Source organism: Sutterella sp., assembly GCF_030539355.1.
GTDB lineage: Bacteria > Pseudomonadota > Gammaproteobacteria > Burkholderiales > Burkholderiaceae_F > Sutterella.
The window spans coordinates 1-1,452 of the sequence record NZ_JAUNSF010000002.1 but is presented as its reverse complement, the minus strand read 5'-3'; the positions used below and the strand labels follow the sequence as shown (position 1 = coordinate 1,452).

The 1,452-nt window shown below is 64.1% G+C and carries 1 protein-coding gene and 1 tRNA gene (1 of these 2 only partly in view); both read left to right on the top strand.

The genetic code is table 11. The features are described 5' to 3' along the window. Window positions 1-24, top strand: a tRNA-Asn gene (locus tag Q4F91_RS00695) (it extends 152 nt beyond the left edge of the window). A gap of 212 nt (window positions 25-236) precedes the next feature. Then, a complete protein-coding gene (locus Q4F91_RS00690; protein ID WP_303333844.1) occupies window positions 237-1,301 on the top strand; it encodes a malate/lactate/ureidoglycolate dehydrogenase in 1,065 nt (354 codons plus the stop codon). Window positions 1,302-1,452: the final 151 nt, after the last annotated feature.

Sequence of the window (1,452 nt, the reverse complement as noted above, 5' to 3'; positions counted from 1 at the left end):
GTTCGAGCCCAGCTCGGGGAGCCAAAGAATTTCATGAGGGATCGCTCACTACCGGAGCGGTCCCTTTTCTTTTGCCTGTTGCCCTCACTCATCTCCCGGCCCCCTTCCGCATTTCTGTCATACATTGAAACGGAACTCCCTGCGGCCGAGTCCTACAATGAACCGATTCAGCTGTCGCCCCGGGACAGCCGGCAGAAAAAGTACAACAGCAACTCATTTTGAGGAGGCCGCACACAATGCGCCATTCCGTTCAGGAACTTCACAACGCCGCCTACAAGTGGCTCACCGCCACCGGCAGCTCCGCCGAGGAGGCCCGGATCGTCACCGAGCATCTCGTCAACGCCAACCTCCGCGGCCACGACAGCCACGGCGTCGGCATGATCGCCCAGTACGCCCCGATGCTCAAGGACGGGCGTCTGCACAACAACACCGCCCCGCGCCTTCTCAAGGACGGCGGCGCCATCCTGCAGTTCGCCGGCGACCGCGGCTACGGCCAGCGCATCGGCCATGACGCGACCGAGATGGCCATCGCCCGCGCGAAGGAAACCGGCATCTGCATGTACACGATCGCCAACACCTGCCACCTCGGCCGCATCGGCACGTACGGCGAGCAGTGCGCCAATGCCGGCATGGTGTCGCTGCACTTCGTGAACGTCACCAACTACCAGCCGCTCGTCGCCCCCTGGGGCGGCTCCGACGCCCGCTTCGGCACGAACCCCTTCTGCTGCGCCATTCCCGCGACCGATGAGAACGGTCTCTTCCTCCTCGACTTCGCCACGTCGATCGTCGCCATGGGCAAGACCCGCGTCGCCTACCTCGCGAAGAAGAACTTCCCGTATCCGGTGATGGTCGACGCCAAGGGCCAGCCCACGGCAGATCCGAAGGTGATGTGGGAGGATCCGAAGGGCGCGCTGCTGCCGATGGGCCTCTACAAGGGCGCCGGCCTCTGCTTCGCCTGCGAACTGCTCGCCGGCCTGCTCACGACGGGCGGCACCAACACGCCGGAGCTCATGGACCGCGACGGCGCGATCGTCAACAACATGACTAGCTTCGTGATCGATCCCTCCAAGCTCTGCGACCTCACCTGGATGAAGCGCGAGATGGACGCGATGATCCGCTACGTGAAGGCCTCCCCCGAAGCGGATCACGAGGGCAACCCGATCCTCTGCCCGGGCGAGATCGAGCTCCAGCGAACCGCCGAGCGCACCGCGAACGGCGTCGAGATCTCCGACGGCGAATGGGCCGCGATCCTGAAGAACTGCGCCGACGTCGGCGTCGCGGAGTCCGAAATCGTCTGCTGATCAGACTGATCACTGACTGAACAGAGAACCCGCCTGCGGGCACCGTCCCGCCGGCGGGTTTCTTTTGTGCCTGCGTGAGGCGGAGCGCATAAAAGCAAAGACCCCTGCAAACGTCTGTCTGCAGGGGTCTTCATGTAGGGAGCCTGGCGAT

What these genes read in the sequence shown, in the direction of transcription:
- Q4F91_RS00690 (WP_303333844.1), top strand. Translation starts at nt 237, where the DNA reads ATGCGCCATTCCGTTCAGGAACTTCACAACGCCGCCTACAAGTGGCTC.